This is a genomic window from Providencia sp. PROV073 (assembly GCF_033688125.1).
In the GTDB taxonomy this organism is placed as follows: domain Bacteria; phylum Pseudomonadota; class Gammaproteobacteria; order Enterobacterales; family Enterobacteriaceae; genus Providencia; species Providencia hangzhouensis.
This window is the reverse complement of the sequence record NZ_CP096353.1, coordinates 2,073,822-2,088,997: the sequence shown is the minus strand read 5'-3', so window position 1 is coordinate 2,088,997 and position 15,176 is coordinate 2,073,822. Positions and strand designations below refer to the sequence as shown.

At 39.4% G+C, this 15,176-nt stretch carries 10 protein-coding genes; 3 read left to right on the top strand and 7 right to left on the bottom strand.

Going from position 1 to position 15,176, the window contains the following annotated elements; genetic code table 11:
• Positions 1-29: 29 nt before the first annotated feature.
• Together M1F17_RS09410 and M1F17_RS09405 are read left to right on the top strand one after the other, a co-directional pair.
• Positions 30-518 (top strand): TIGR00645 family protein, encoded by a 489-nt coding sequence (locus M1F17_RS09410; RefSeq protein WP_094960443.1) that lies wholly within the window; start codon positions 30-32, stop codon positions 516-518.
• Between the two features lie 139 nt (positions 519-657).
• Complete coding sequence (locus M1F17_RS09405) at positions 658-1,203, top strand: class IV adenylate cyclase (protein ID WP_140172518.1); 546 nt, start codon at positions 658-660, stop codon at positions 1,201-1,203.
• A gap of 78 nt (positions 1,204-1,281) precedes the next feature.
• On the opposite strand, the gene lolE is transcribed toward M1F17_RS09405, so the two are convergent.
• Genes lolE through lolC form a run of 3 tightly spaced genes read right to left on the bottom strand, consistent with a single transcriptional unit; the run spans position 1,282 to position 4,425 of the window.
• Positions 1,282-2,529: a lipoprotein-releasing ABC transporter permease subunit LolE gene (gene lolE, locus M1F17_RS09400; RefSeq protein ID WP_004253316.1), complete on the bottom strand. Its 1,248-nt coding sequence runs from the start codon at positions 2,527-2,529 to the stop codon at positions 1,282-1,284.
• Positions 2,529-3,230 (bottom strand): lipoprotein-releasing ABC transporter ATP-binding protein LolD, encoded by a 702-nt coding sequence (gene lolD / locus M1F17_RS09395; protein WP_096863868.1) that lies wholly within the window; start codon positions 3,228-3,230, stop codon positions 2,529-2,531. Before lolD ends, lolE begins: the two co-directional genes overlap by 1 nt.
• Positions 3,223-4,425 carry a lipoprotein-releasing ABC transporter permease subunit LolC gene (lolC, locus tag M1F17_RS09390; RefSeq protein ID WP_004253308.1) on the bottom strand — a complete coding sequence of 401 codons (1,203 nt, stop codon included), beginning with the start codon at positions 4,423-4,425 and terminating at the stop codon, positions 3,223-3,225. The genes lolD and lolC overlap by 8 nt, the downstream gene beginning before the upstream one ends.
• A gap of 276 nt (positions 4,426-4,701) precedes the next feature.
• On the opposite strand from lolC, the gene mfd reads away from it, so the two are divergent.
• Positions 4,702-8,145 (top strand): transcription-repair coupling factor, encoded by a 3,444-nt coding sequence (mfd, locus tag M1F17_RS09385; RefSeq protein WP_318837410.1) that lies wholly within the window; start codon positions 4,702-4,704, stop codon positions 8,143-8,145.
• Positions 8,146-8,214: 69 nt separating this feature from the next.
• Here the strand turns inward: mfd and umoD are convergent, their stop codons facing one another.
• From umoD to M1F17_RS09365, 4 genes are all read right to left on the bottom strand, one after another.
• Entirely contained in the window at positions 8,215-8,811 is a 597-nt protein-coding gene (gene umoD, locus M1F17_RS09380) for a UmoD family flagellar biogenesis regulator (RefSeq protein WP_004253302.1), read from the bottom strand.
• Positions 8,812-9,400: 589 nt separating this feature from the next.
• Positions 9,401-10,705: an NAD(P)/FAD-dependent oxidoreductase gene (locus M1F17_RS09375; protein WP_004253300.1), complete on the bottom strand. Its 1,305-nt coding sequence runs from the start codon at positions 10,703-10,705 to the stop codon at positions 9,401-9,403.
• 413 nt (positions 10,706-11,118) lie between these two features.
• On the bottom strand, positions 11,119-12,738 hold the full coding sequence (locus M1F17_RS09370; protein ID WP_094960435.1) for a bifunctional metallophosphatase/5'-nucleotidase: 1,620 nt from the start codon (positions 12,736-12,738) through the stop codon (positions 11,119-11,121).
• Between the two features lie 35 nt (positions 12,739-12,773).
• Positions 12,774-14,126 (bottom strand): OprD family outer membrane porin, encoded by a 1,353-nt coding sequence (locus tag M1F17_RS09365; RefSeq protein WP_004253295.1) that lies wholly within the window; start codon positions 14,124-14,126, stop codon positions 12,774-12,776.
• Positions 14,127-15,176 lie beyond the last annotated feature (1,050 nt).

The following is a 15,176-nucleotide window of genomic DNA, read 5'->3' as shown; positions in this document are numbered from 1 at the left end:
GTTGCTAATTCACCACTAAAAGGGGTTTCATGGAAAAGTTTTTTGAAAGAGCGATGTATGCTTCACGTTGGATTTTAGCGCCTATTTATTTTGGGCTTTCACTGACACTATTGGCTTTAACCATTAAGTTCTTTCAAGAGCTATACCATATTTTGCCAAATATCCTTTCAATTCCTGAAGCTGACTTAATTTTAACGCTATTATCATTGATTGATATGGCATTAGTCGGTGGGTTATTGGTGATGGTGATGTTTTCTGGTTATGAGAACTTTGTCTCCCAAATGGATATCCCTGACAGCAGTGAAAAACTAGGCTGGCTAGGTAAAATGGATGCTTCATCATTAAAAAATAAAGTCGCAGCTTCCATTGTTGCTATTTCCTCCATTCACCTATTAAAAATCTTCATGGACTTGAAAAGTGTCTCAAATGACAAGTTGATGTGGTATGTCGTTATCCATTTAACCTTTGTATTATCTGCATTCGTTATGGGTTATCTAGATAAAATGACAAAAAAATAACCAGTAGAATGTATGCTAAAAGTGCCTAATTTAAACACCTAGGCACTTACTTATTCGCTAACCTCATCTTTATCTCCCTCGTCGATTTTCGCTTTGTGTTACCATCATTATCCTGAAGGTTAGTACCAAGGAACTTTACATGAGCCAACACTTTGTCGGTAAATATGAAGCTGAAATTAAATTTCATTTACCGGACCCGGATACTTTTCTGCATAAAATAAAAGCCGACTTGGCTGAACCCTTTACGGAAAATAATACAGAAACAGATTGTTTCTATGAAAACCCGCATCTACCACTAGCTGACAATGGCGTCAGTATGTGTGTACGTGAAATGGTGCCATCAGGCATAAAATTATGGATAGTTAAAGGGCCTGGAGCTTCTGAATGCAAAGCCATTAATATTGATGACTGCCGCCATGTACAAAACATGTTAACGACACTGGGATATCATTGCTACTTAACCACAACTAAAATAAGAAGCATTTATTTCCTGAATGACATCCACATTACAATTGACCACCTTAGTGGGATCGGCTGGTTTGCTGAATTTGCCATTATGACAGATGAGCAGGATTTACTTGAAGCTCTATATCAAGAATTGATGGCGACCGCTAAGCAATATGGGTTTACAGAAGAAATGGTGGAAACTCGTAGTTATAAGCAGATGTTTTTAGCTGCGCAGTAATCATAGGAAGAGCCAATAAGTTTTTAGTATCGTCTCCTAAAAACCATTGGCTCTCTAACCCTATAACCCTACTAATAGCTACTGCCCGCTAAGAATACGTGCAGGGTCTAATTTGCTTGCCCTACGAGCAGGATACCAACTAGCTAGTAAGCTCAATACAATGGTTGTAATTAAAACATAAACCACATCCATGACATGCAATTCAGAAGGTAAAAAGTCAATAAAATAAACATCACCCGATAAAATTGGATGGCCAACAATAGCCTCTACCACCTTAATCATGGGTGTTAGATTTAATGATATGACGACCCCAAGCACAACGCCAATCAATGAACCAACAAGGCCGCCCAACAAACCATACCATAAGAAAATAGCACGAATTTGCCTATCTTTTGCCCCTAAGGTGCGCAATACAGCGATATCACTACTTTTATCTTTAACTGCCATAACAAGGGTAGAAACAATATTAAAACACGCAACGCCAATCACCAATATCATAGCTAAGTACATGATACTTCTAACCATTTGAATATCATTATACATATAGCCATAATCGCCTATCCAACTTTTTACGACGACATGATGCATTGTTTTCAAGCCTGCATCATAAACGACTTGATCGGCAATAAATGGGTCTGTTGCTTTGATTTCAAACCCTGTCACACCATCCCCATAGTCGAGATATTCCTGTGCATCTGCGAGTGGAACGAGCGCTAACTGGTGATCGAGCAAACCACTAAGTTTAAAAATACCCGTCACCTGTACACGAATACGCTTAGGCTGTTGAATTTTCAAGCTAGCATCGGTATTTGGGATCATGATTGTGACCCAGTCCCCAACCTTCACATTCAATGCATCCGCCACACCTTGGCCTAAAATAATTGATTGTTTGCCTGCATCAAAATGTTGCCAAGCATCATTGAGAATGAACTGAGGTAACGCACTGACTTGTGGCTGAGTTTCTCGTGAAACCCCCATGACTTGAATTGCTTTTAAATTTGCACCACGTTCAAGTAACCCCGTAAAATTGATGTAAGGGCTAACACCTTCTACACCGGGCGTTTTACGGATAACTTGCTCAGCAAACTCCAAATTTTTATACGGTGGCTTAACAGCAAAAATTTGCCCATGGGGAACAACAGATAACACACGGTTATTTAATTCGCGTTCAAAGCCATTCATTGCGCTTAAACCGATAATTAGCACCGCGACCCCAAGAACAATCCCCAACGTTGAAACTATCGAGACTAACGAAACCATCCCTGTTCGGCGTCGACCACGGCTGAAACGCAGCGCCGTGACTAGTGAAAGAGGCAATTTAGACATTACCGAGCCCCCAAGGTAATTTCCTGTTGCAAATGCCCATCTCGCATTTCCAATTGGCGGGATAAGCGCCGAGCCAGAGTCATATCATGGGTGACGACTAAAAATGCGGTTCGCTGTGTTCGGTTTAATTCACCCAACAACTCAAAAATGGCATCTGCATTACGTAAATCAAGGTTACCTGTCGGCTCATCTGCCAAAACCAGTGCTGGCTCATTCACTAACGCCCTTGCAATAGCAACACGCTGGCGCTCTCCCCCTGATAATTCAGAAGGCCGATGCCCTGCCCGATGTGCTAACCCAACTGCCTCTAACATTTCAGTTGCTTTAGAAAACGCAGTTTCTTTCGCAATCCCCCCAATTAATAAAGGCATTGCCACATTTTCAAGGGCAGTAAAATCCGGTAAAAGGTGATGGAATTGATAAATAAAACCGAGATCTTTATTACGAATAGCAGCACGCTCATCTGAGGTTAATTGATTTATATGCTGTCCACGAAAGATAACATTCCCTTCTGAAGGGGTATCTAGGCCACCCAATAAATGCAATAAGGTACTTTTACCTGAACCAGAACTTCCCACGATGGCCATCATTTCCCCACGCCCCATGGAAAAACTGACATTTTTCAACACTTGCGTCGACAATGTCCCTTCTTGATATGTTTTGCTTAATTTTTCACAGACCAGAAGTGGTTGTTTATTCATAACGTAAAGCCTCAGCAGGTTGAACCGCTGCTGCACGCCAAGAAGGATAAAGCGTTGCCAGCAGAGAAATCAGCATTGCACTTAGTGCAATAATTAAAATACCAGAGTAATCAAGCACAATAGGTAAAGAGACGCCTTTGGGTAATAAACCGATCAGCGGCATAATGACATTCAGTTGACTAGAAAGTATCGTGCCTAATATCGTGCCAATGAGTGAGCCAATCACCCCCGCTCCAGCGCCTTGGATCATAAATATCATTAAAATACGCCAACGTTTGAGGCCTAGGGTTTTTAAAATAGCCACTTCACCTTGCTTTTCCATCACTAACAGTGATAGCGAGGTAATAATATTAAATGCCGCCACTGCGATAATTAAGCTAAGCAATAAGCCCATCATATTTTTTTCCATGCGAACGGCTTGGAAAAACTCCCCTTTACGCTCCCGCCAGTCTTTCCATACTAAGCCATCTGGTAACGCTTGCTGACTTAGAACGTCAACTTGTAAAGGCTCATCTAAATATAAGCGCCACCCAGTAATGTGGCCTGCGGGATAACGAAGCATACGTGCGGCATCTTGTTGTGCCACGACCAGTTCACTCGTATCCGCTTCCCCATTTGTTTGGAAAATACCAGCCACAGTAAATAGGCGCTGACTTGGAATGCGCCCCATCGGTGTTAACTGACTCACGCCTGGAATAATTAAGCGAACCTCATCACCACGTTTTACCCCGAGCGTTTCTGCAAGTTTATTCCCGAGAAAAACATTATAACTGCCTTCTTTGAGGTCATTGCGTTGCCCGACAACCAGTTTATCCAATAACAACGAAGATTCTTCGGGGTCGATTCCCCCCATAACGCCCACGCCAACATTGGTTCGGCTTTGTAATACCACATCAGATTGCACAATAGGTGCGATCTGGCTGACACCCTTTAAATGTTGTAGATCGGATATTGGATATTTTGCTGGGTCTATATTTCCAGAGGCAGAGGTTAAAATTGCCTGCGGCATATAAGCAAGTATGCTATCTTGTAACGATCGCTCGAACCCATTCATCACTGAGGTGACGGTTATCAATGCCGCAACCCCTAGTGTGATACCAATAGCAGATAAACTGGATACGAAACGCCCAAATTTATCCGCAGCACGCCCACGTAAATAGCGTAGGCCTATAAATAATGAGACAGATTGGTGCATGAAATCTATGATGCCCCTGTTGCCAAAGCGAAGTGTTCAGCGATAATAAAGGGTACGATTGATGAATGGAACCACCCGATGGTTTTTTTTCTGCTTTAAGTGCCTTTTTGTCTGACTTTCAGACGAATTACGAGTTAAAACTGATTGTTTTGTTATAAATTTTGTAGTTTAACTATTTGTTGATTAACTTAACTATTTTTCGTACAAAAATTGGCTATGTTTGGGCTAACTCTTGTTTAACTGCTTACTAATCGCTGTGAGATACCGAAGATTTCTATGTTGTCAAAATTTCGTTATGAACTCCCTAGTCGTAGTGGCGATGTTCGCCATTTAGGTTGCCTTATCGGGGCGGCTGGTGCACTTGAATGTGGAGAAATAATACAACGTCACCAAGGGCCTGTGATCATCGTGACACGTGATATGCAAAATGCATTACGTTTAAGAGATGAAATTCAACAGTTTACACAACACCCTATAGAGACTCTTTCTGACTGGGAAACATTGCCATATGACAATTTCTCCCCCCATCAGGAAATTATTTCTCATCGTTTATCGACACTGTACCGTTTGCCCAGTTTGCAAAAAGGCGCATTAATTCTTCCCGTCAATACATTGATGCAAAAAGTCTGTCCTGCTGACTTTTTAACCAGTCATGCCTTAGTGATGGCAAAAGGTGACAAACTTTCCCGTGATAACTTACGTAATGAGCTCGATAACGCTGGCTACCGCCATGTAGAGCAAGTCTTAGAGCATGGTGAATATGCCACACGGGGCGCTTTACTCGATTTATTTCCCATGGGTAGCTCGTTGCCGTTTCGTATTGATTTCTTCGATGATGAAATTGATAGCTTACGAACGTTTGACGTTGACTCACAAAGAACACTCGAAGAAGTAGAGCAAATCAATTTACTCCCAGCTCATGAATTCCCGACCGATAAAGACGCTATTGAACGTTTCCGTAGCCAATGGCGCGAGCGCTTTGAAGTTCGCCGTGATCCAGAGCATATTTACCAACAAGTCAGTAAAAACACCTTACCGACGGGTATCGAATATTGGCAGCCTTTATTTTTTGCTCAGCCACTGCCATCTTTATTTGAATATTTACCGCCATCAAGTTTAATTGTTTCGCAGAGCTTACAAGAAGCAGCTGAACGCTTTCAGGTTGATACTCAACAACGGTATGAAAACCGTGGTGTTGACCCAATGCGCCCATTACTCCCCCCTTCTGAGCTATGGTTAACTGTTGAACAACTTAATCAATCATTAAAAAAATGGCCGCGTATTCAGTTATCCCTCGAATCTTTACCCAAAAAAGCGGCAAATACTAATTTAGATTACCTGCCATTACCGGATATCAGCACACAAGGGCAAAGCAAAACGCCGCTTGAAAAATTGCGTCAGTTTACTGAACAATTTGATGGAACCATCGTCTTTTCTGTGGAAAGTGAAGGCCGACGTGAAACCGTTACCGAGCTATTAGCCCGTTTAAAAATTCGCCCTGAAATTATTCAAAGCTATACTAGCCCTACTGACAGCAGATTTGCCATCACCATTGGTGCCGCTGAACACGGCTTTATTCAATCCGATATCCATAGGGCATTAATTTGCGAAAGTGACCTGCTTGGGGAGCGTGTTGTTCGTCGCCGGGCAGATAACCGCCGCACCATTAATACTGACACCCTCATTCGCAACTTAGCTGAATTACGCCCTGGGCAACCTGTGGTACATATTGAGCATGGTGTAGGCCGTTACCAAGGTTTAATTACCTTAGAAGCGGGCGGTATTAAAGCGGAATATTTAATTTTAACCTATGCCGGTGATGATAAACTGTATGTTCCTGTTTCTTCACTCCATTTAATTAGCCGTTATGCAGGTGGCGCTGATGAAAACGCCCCATTGCATAAATTAGGTAGTGATAGCTGGGGTCGTGCACGCCAGAAAGCCGCAGAAAAAGTACGCGATGTTGCTGCTGAACTTCTTGATATTTATGCACAACGAGCCGCTAAGGCTGGCTTTGCATTCAAGCATGATAAACAACAATACCAAGAATTTTGTCAAGGCTTTCCATTCGAAACGACGCCTGACCAAGAAGTCGCCATCAATGCTGTTCTCAGTGATATGTGCCAACCATTAGCAATGGACCGACTCGTGTGTGGTGATGTGGGCTTTGGTAAAACCGAAGTGGCAATGCGAGCCGCATTCCTTGCGATTAATAATAACAAACAAGTTGCCGTTTTAGTCCCCACGACACTACTTGCACAACAGCACTATGATAATTTTAAAGATAGGTTTGCTAACTGGCCTGTCCGCATAGAAATGTTATCACGCTTTAAAACAGCGAAAGAGCAACAACAAATTATTACCCAGACCGCGGAAGGCAAAGTTGATATTCTAATTGGTACCCATAAGTTGCTACAAAGTGACTTAGTATGGAAAGATTTAGGTTTGCTCGTCGTCGATGAAGAGCACCGCTTTGGTGTCCGCCATAAAGAACGAATAAAGGCTATGCGTGCAGACGTTGATATCTTAACGCTGACCGCCACACCTATTCCTCGTACTCTTAACATGGCCATGAGTGGTATGCGTGACTTATCTATTATCGCCACACCACCAGCACGTCGTTTGGCTGTAAAAACCTTTGTGCGCCAATATGATGACTTAGTTGTCCGTGAGGCAATTTTACGGGAAACCTTACGTGGCGGCCAAGTTTATTACCTTTACAATGATGTTGAAAATATTGAAAAGGCAAAGACCCGCCTTGAAGAGTTAGTCCCTGAAGCACGTTTTGTTGTTGGGCATGGCCAAATGCGCGAGCGCGAGTTAGAACGCGTAATGACAGATTTCCATCATCAACGTTTTAATGTATTGATATGCACCACAATTATTGAAACTGGTATTGATATACCAACAGCGAATACCATTATCATTGAACGCGCGGATCATTTCGGATTAGCTCAACTCCATCAACTACGTGGACGAGTTGGTCGCTCTCACCATCAAGCATACGCTTACTTACTCACCCCGCATCCCAAAGCTATGACCACCGATGCACATAAACGCCTTGAAGCCATTTCATCATTGGAAGACTTAGGAGCTGGTTTTGCTTTAGCAACTCACGATTTAGAAATTCGTGGTGCGGGTGAATTACTTGGTAAAGACCAAAGTGGGCAAATGACCACTATTGGTTTTACCCTGTACATGGAGCTATTAGAAAGTGCTGTCGATGCGCTTAAAGAGGGGCGTGAGCCTTCATTAGAAGATTTAACTAGCCAACAAACAGAAGTTGAGTTGCGTATGCCTGTTCTGTTGCCAGACGACTATATTCACGACGTGAATATTCGCTTGTCTTTCTATAAACGAATAGCCAGTGCAAAAAACCGTCCGGAGCTCGACGAATTGCGTACAGAACTGATCGACCGCTTTGGTAGTTTACCTGACGCAGGTAAATTCCTATTAGCGAACGCAGCTATTCGATTACAAGCTCAAGCTCTTGGTATTAAACGTATTGAAGCTCATGAAAAAGGTGGCTTTATTGAGTTTAGTGATAAAAATAAAGTCGACCCAAGTTTCTTAATAAGCTTATTACAAAACCAGCCACAAACTTATCGGTTAGATGGCCCTGTTAGACTAAAATTTTTCCATGATTTAACAGAAAGAGTTTCTCGACTAGAGTTTATTAAACAATTACTCATTGGGTTTGAAGAGCATCAAATTAGCTAAGTTTGATGCTCTAAAATGATAAAAGGCTACTCTTGTAGCCTTTTATCTCTATAATATTTATAGAAAAAATTATTCCATAAAGCCAAATGTATTTTTATTCGGTTGCAGTTCTAAGACTGCTGATGAGTTTTTTGTGATTGGTAATTCATTTTGCTGTAAACAATAAAAGGGTAATAATTCTTTTATATCACTGCGCATGGTTTCACATACTGAATTGGATGAAGTGAGCACCAAACGCCCTTTATCATCTAAAGGAATAAACATTGATGGTTCATAGGATGTTCTGACTTTTCCAACTGTTTTACCAATTTGATACACAACGTCATATCCAACAATCACTAATTCCATTTTTTGTGTGTTAACACAGGTTTGATTTTGCATATCAAATAGAGATGGAAAGCTTTTCCCTTGTAATGCTTCAATCATAAAAATCATTTTGCATTCGCTTTGTGCAGGGTGAAAACGAGAAAGAGATTGCTGATTAAAGGTGCCTAAAACCCCTGTTACTGTACAATTTTCGTACTCAACAAGGCGATTCGCTTTGATCGGCTCAACCGATAATACCGTAGCCAATTTAGTTTCCGGCTCTTGGCTGAATGAATTCACGAGCAATACAATAAGGAGCATCACTACAGTTGCTAATAACAACTTAAATTTTAGCTTCATCGTGTTAACCCTTATTAAAATATGCCGTGCCTATTGTAACCACTACTCAAAATAATTCGATAATTACCTACTAATAGTGTTGTTTTTTAGAATTATCTTAAATTATCATGAAAACATATGTTTATTATAACTGTTTTAGAAAAATAAACTTTACCATTAGTGCAACTTCACCTATTGATTACAATCAAAAATATTACTGTTTTAAATCAATAGGATAATAGAAGAGCCTGTTATGGTTGGCTGTTATCGTTATATAAATGGATTTACATCTTAATTATTTAAAACTTAAGATAAGTTAATATTCGGATCATTTATTTTATATTAATTTCTAGGTTTAAGTTTCATTAAAATAAAATATATATTTATATAAGTAATAGTGACAATATAATCGATAATTAACCTATTAAATTTGATCTAAATAGTTTTTCTACGCAATATTTAACATAGATAAACCTTGACAGATTGAGTTAATATATTTTTTAACATTATTATTTATCATTATAAATAATAAAAAATAATGCACCTGTTATACGAATATACAGGTGCATAGTGCTAATAAAACCAAATTAAACAAGTAGCTAGTCGTTGACTAGTGCAATTTTAACTTTGGACGAATAATTCTGTTAATACTGCCAACAAGCATCATTAGCCCCGTTTTAATGTAACCGTGTAATGCGATTTGGTGCATACGGTATAAAGAAATATACACAAAACGAGCGATACGCCCTTCTACCATCATATCCCCACGCATTAAATTCCCCATCAAGCTGCCAACTGTACTAAAGCGAGACAGTGAAACTAATGAGCCATGGTCTTTATAAACATATTCTTTTAAAGGTTTATCTTTCATTAAAGCGACAATATTGTCATAACAAAGGCTGGCCATTTGGTGAGCTGATTGAGCCCTTGGTGGCACAAATCCCCCTTCTGGCTTAGCGCAAGAAGCGCAATCGCCAATGGCAAAAATCATATCGTCACGAGACGTTTGTAACGTTGGTTTTACCACCAATTGGTTGATACGATTTGTTTCTAACCCAGCGATATCTTTCATGAAATCAGGTGCTTTAATCCCTGCAGCCCAAACCATGAGATCCGCATGAATTTTACCATCTTCTTTCGTATTCAAACCATCTGCATCAGCACTGGTTACCATAGTTTTCGTCAATACATTCACGCCGAGTTTATTAAGTTCTTGATGTGCGGCACTTGAAATTCTCGGCGGTAAAGCCGGCAGGATACGTTCACCCGCTTCAACTAGTGTGACATTCAATGCATCTGTGTCTAGCCCTTTAAAGCCATAACTGGTCAGTTGCTCTACTGCGTTATAGAGTTCCGCTGATAACTCAACGCCCGTTGCACCGCCACCAACAATGGCAATATTAACGCTCTCCTCTGCGTTATCACGAACTGAGTAACGTAAAAACAGATTTAGCATTTCGTCGTGAAAACGGTGCGCTTGGTGTGGGTTATCTAAGAAAATGCAGTGTTCTTTAACACCTGGTGTACCAAAATCATTCGACGTACTTCCTAACGCCATCACTAAAATATCGTATTCTAGTTCACGCAAAGGGACCAATAATTCACCATGTTTGTCATAAAGTTCACCGAGAACCACTTTTTTATTTTCACGGTCAATATTCGTGAGTGAACCTAATTGGAAATTAAATGCATTATGGCGAGCATGGGCCAAATAGCTTATCGCATCGACGCCATCATCTAACGAACCTGTCGCCACTTCATGTAATAGTGGTTTCCATAAATGGCTTGGGTTGCGGTCAACCAAGGTAATTTGTGCGCGTTTTTTACGGCCTAACTTACGGCCTAAACGTGTTGCCAGTTCTAATCCACCAGCCCCACCGCCGACAACGATGATTTTGGGTTGAGATAAGGTCATAAATCCCTCGAAACAAAATATATTAATGTTATTTAAGGTTTCTCATAAAAAAACCTTATATAACAATAATTAGCCACAACTCACACTAACCCTATTAGAATATCATGACTGGTCTATTGGTAATACCAAATATTGATTCACATCAATTTAGTTGATTATTATGACTACGATCACATTCGTCAAATCATTTTTTTCCCCAAACGAATCGAGTCAGCTTTTTAGCCGTTATATCAATCAATTGTTTAAATTCACAAAATCATAATGATAATGAGAATTATTACTTTATCATTTTTTATTTAGTAAACACAATCAATCCCCCCTTCTCATCGTTACCCCATGCCGGAAATTAAGCACAAAAAAAACTCTGAGGATGATAAACACCCTCAGAGCTTTTAATGGAATATTAAATTTTATTATTTAATTTTCTTGATACGCACATCCGTTGGAACGGAAACTGGTGAGTTATCTTTAAAGTACTGCATTAACGCTTCGTTATCTGGCAGGCTATAAACACGGTCTTTACCTTGGTTGAAGGCAGAGAAACGGCTACCACCCGTTGCTAAGAATTCATTCGCAGCAACACGATAGCTTTTATTCATGTCTAACGGCTTACCGTTTAATTTCATTGATTTTTGAATAACTTTATCACCCACTGGGCGGCTGTCATCCCACTCGTAGTAAAAACCTTTAGAAACTGGCATAACTTGTGGACGAGCACGGTCCCACTGCTGCTCAAGCGCTTGTTTAATTTGTGCACCTGTTAGCGATTGCGTAACAACCACGTTAGAGAATGGCTGGACAGTGAAAATATCACCGTAAGTTAATTCCCCTGCTTTCATATCAGCACGAATACCGCCACTGTTCATAAACGCAATTTGCGCACCGCCCGCTTCTTTGCTGGAAGCTGCATATAATTGCCCATCAGCAATAATCTTACCTAGAGTTGAATCTCCTGCAGGCAATAATTTTTTATCCACATTTGCTGTTAAAGAGCCCATCACTTGTTGCGAAATAGGCAAGGCAATTTTTTCGTATTTTTGTACGAACGTGGTTAACTCAGGGTTTTTCTCATAACGGCTCGTTTCAACAGGGATATTCTTTGCATTGATACTAACAATATCTTTCGTATTTCTATCAATCTCAATATTCAATTGAGATAATAAAGTCCCGTTAGACTGGGCTGAAATTACTGTCATCCCATTGATTTCACAATTGTAAGCTTGGTGTGTATGACCGCTGACAACAAAGTCTACATTCGCATCTAATTGTTTAACGATATCAACGATTGGGCCTTTGATATTATCACAACGGTTAATATCTTTAACTTTGGTATCAACTTGTTGTGTTGCGCCTTCATGGATCAGAACACCGATACTGTTAATACCTTGTGCTTTTAATAATTTCACTTGGTTATTAATAGTTTCGACTTCATTTTTGAATTCTAACCCTGCGGTTCCACTTGGTGTCACGATAGCTGGCGTACCTTCTAACGTTAAACCAATAAATGCCATTGGAATGCCATCAAACTCTTTAATAAAGTAAGATGGGAACAGAGTTTCTCCTGTTTCTTTCACAATAACGTTGGCCGCTAAGTAGTTAAAATTAGCACCATCAAAGGAATCTTTACCCACACAACCTGCTGTTGGGTGACAGCCGCCGTTTTGTTTTCTCAGCAGCTCTTCTTTACCTTTATCAAACTCATGGTTACCAACTGCACTGGTTTCCATACCAATCGCACTTAAGGCTTCAATGGTAGGTTCATCATAAAACATCGATGACAGTAATGGGCTTGCCCCGACTAAATCACCCGCGCCAACAACGATAGTTTTATCATTTTGCGCTCTTAATTGATTAACCAGCGTGGCAATTGACTCAATACCACCTAATTTACCATCACCTGGGGCTTGTAAAGCCCCATGGAAATCATTAATACCAATGACTTGTACTTTTACGGTATCTGTATTTTTGGGAGCACAACCCGCTAAAAGTGCACCAGAAATGAGCAGTGTGAGTAATCCAATTTTATGTTTCATTTATTTTACCTTTTTTAATCCTTTTCAACTATCGACTACATTTTAAAACGATAAGTCGTTGTCATTGATCCAGATAACGAGTGTGCACGACGTGAGTGACCATCATATAATTTTGGCGTCGTGTAGTCGTTCTCCTGACGGTGGTGCCAGCCCAGACCGCCACTTAACGAAACAGAAAGGTTTTCAGTTGGTTTCCAATAGCTGAATAGACCAAATTGACCTTGTTTTAATCTTTCACCTTCATATTTAAATTCTGAATAGTTAGTACGCGCACCAACAGAGAGTTCTTTACTAATACGATACTCTGCGGCCATTGCAACCATGGTTTCACCATCGCGTACGTAGTCGATATCTGCATAGGCTGGGGAGTTAAAACGGCCACGAGTGTTACCAATTGGGTTACGCGCAAACTGACCTACGCCATTCGCTTTTTTCGCTTGGGTATGAGTTAAACCTGTGCTTAACGTCCAAGGTGACTCAGGAATACGCCATTCTGCCGTTCCTGCGTAGTGCCATGCACGTTTGTCAAAATTACGCTTCCCTTTTTGTTTATCGGTTTCAGTACGTTTACCATCACTACCGTATTCATGGTTATAGATTTGTGTACCGAGTGTCACATCTGAAGTCAGTTTATATTTTGCTTCTAAACCTTGTTGACGGAATAAATCATCTGCTTGACCATAGAAATAGTATACTTTCAATGGTTTAGTATTGTAGTTAATACCACCTGTAATGACATGATTAACATTGTGTCGAACACCATTAGCATCAGTGAAATACATCGCATCAATATTTGGGCTATCGCGACGCATGACTTTCTTATCGAGATATAATAAATCCAAACTCCAATCACTGATCGCAGTATTAGTGTAGTAACCGCTATAACTGTTCAATGATAAACGCTGTGAATTCGTGAAAATACCCGTATTTTTCAGCGTAAACCAACCTGCTTTCGCATTAAATTTTACTGGCTCAAGGTCCAGTTTTACTTTTGCATAACGTTGACCAATTTTGTTGTACCCTTTCGCATGGCCATCATCATTATATAAAATTGCACGGGAGGCGAAGTCTTTACTTGCCCCCAGTTTGATACCGCCGTAATAAGAGGCATCAAAGCCAATTACATCAGCAAAATAACCTGATTTGAAATCTGCTTGAAAGTTTTGTCCCCAAGCATTCGCAACTTGTTTTCGATAACGGTTTTCGTTTTTATCAAAACGGTTTTCTGTTTTTAAGTATTTCCACATGTTGCGGGTTGACAGCTCTAGCTCCGAATCCGCAATGAATGAGTTTTCCTTGATAGAATCTTCCCAGTTGCTGGCATTTGCCATTGCTACCGCTAAATAGCAAGGAGAAAGCATTAATAACGCAATATTTTTAACTTTCATTGGAATTAACCTAGTTAATGATTATTTGAATTAATTTTATGCTGTGCCATGTTTCCATGAACAACAAAACACCATTTTTATTTTTAGCTTAATAAAACAATTTAACTTAAAGACAAACAGATACATCCATTTCAAACACATAAGTCATTTTAAATATAAAATTCAATACAGTATTTTCCTGTATTTGTGTTTACTTATTACTATGAATAGAAATATTCCTTATAAGAATTCAAAAATACATTATTGATTCGATAGCGCCACTTACTCATATTTGGTGTTTATCTAGCTTAAACCTCACACTACGGCACTGTATTTATCGACACTGTATTATTTATTAAGAAAAAAATTTCACTTTATTTCCTATATAATTTTTTAGAGCAAAAAACATCCCTGAGAAATAATCATCTCAAATAAATTTGAATATTTAACTTAAAATGCAACCATTAAATTGCTATCTTTTTAATTGATTACTTATCACTCTAAATTGTCATAAATCTTTCATAATACGAATGCTATCGTAATTTTATGTCAATTAAAACGATCGCTGTCACAACACGCCACATCAGTTGCAATAAGCTACTTTTTAATAGTGATGCATGTCACATTTTATTTTAAGGTAAATTTAATATGTAACTCATTATTTTGAATAGAATTTTATCGGCAATTCATTTATTTGTTAACTCATCCACTTAAATAGGTATTTGTAATAGCTTTATACATATTGGCTATATGTATAAAATTTCACCCAATAGAAACTTTCATATGAATGCGTAGTATTTGTTGATGTATATTTACTCATGATCGTTCTATAGCCCCCTCATAAGAGAAAGTATTATTCTCTGTAGGCAAATTTAAATTAAGTAACACTTGAGCAAATGATAGGCACCAATAGTTATTAAGCACTAATTGAATCATTCTATTTTTCATTTAGTTAAAATCATCTTAACTTTTTAAGATGATTGCTTTCATTATTAAAATTAACATAGCTATACCTAGCATCCTAACCACATAAAAACCCAGACATAATGCAAATATATGGTTATTTGTTTC